This is a genomic window from Streptomyces diastatochromogenes (assembly GCF_002242805.1).
Taxonomy (GTDB): Bacteria; Actinomycetota; Actinomycetes; order Streptomycetales; family Streptomycetaceae; genus Streptomyces; species Streptomyces diastatochromogenes.
In genome coordinates, this window is record NZ_MCGQ01000192.1 from 1 (window position 1) to 817 (window position 817).

Below are 817 nucleotides of genomic sequence, written 5' to 3' on the forward strand. Positions count from 1 at the left end.
TCCGCCTCGGCCAGCGCCTCGGGGCCCGCGACCGTGAAGCCGGCCGAGATGACGCCGGACCGCCCCTGGACGAAGGTGAGGCAGTGGCCCCGGGCGTCGGCCCGCAGATGGGCCACACCGGGCTCGTCGGAGGCGACCACCTCCAGCCCGACGACCTCACTGGCGAACCGGACGGCGCCTTCGAGGTCCTCGACACCCGAACGCACATAGGCGATGTCGGTCAGGGGGATCACGGGGCGGTCCCTTCGTCGTAGCCGAGGTAACCGCGCGACCGGGCACTCTCGGGCCAGCTCTCGCAGAGGGAACCGGTCAGCTGGGTCCGCAGGCAGAGGCTGGTCTCGCAGGCGCAGGTGCGGACCGTGCCGACGGCGCCGGCCCCCACCTTGCGAGGCCAGTCGGGATCGACGAAGAGCGGCCGGGCCAGGCCCACCGCCTGCGCCTGGCGCGACTCCAGGACCCGCACCGCCTCCCGCGGATCGCCGAGGCCGCCATTGGCCACCACGGGAATCCTCACCGCGCGCTGCAGTGCCGCCGTGTCGTCGAGGGAGTAACCCGGCTTGCCGAGCATGCCCGCGTTCTGCGGCAGCCGCATGGTCTCGAACGTGGCCGGGATGGCGAACAGGAAGGCGGCTCCCGCGTCCTCCAGCAGCGGGGCGAGCCGTACGGCGTCGTCGAGACTCCAGCCGCCCGCCACGCGCTCGTCGCTCAGCAGGTGCACGCCGACGACGAAGTCCGGACCGGTGGCCGCGACAACCCGCCGCACCACCTCCAGGGGCAGCCGGGTCCGTCCCTCGAAGTCGCCGCCCCACTTGTCGGT

Annotated in this window: 2 protein-coding genes; both read right to left on the reverse strand. The window is 73.4% G+C overall.

All coding sequences use genetic code 11. The features are described from left to right. Positions 1–233, reverse strand: a 233-nt coding sequence (locus BEK98_RS47580) for a VOC family protein (RefSeq protein WP_483027335.1), incomplete at its 3' end; no start/stop codon positions are given. After that, positions 230–817 (reverse strand): oxidoreductase (locus BEK98_RS47585; RefSeq protein ID WP_483027336.1); only part of this gene is annotated, 588 nt, incomplete at its 5' end. The genes BEK98_RS47585 and BEK98_RS47580, both read right to left, overlap by 4 nt.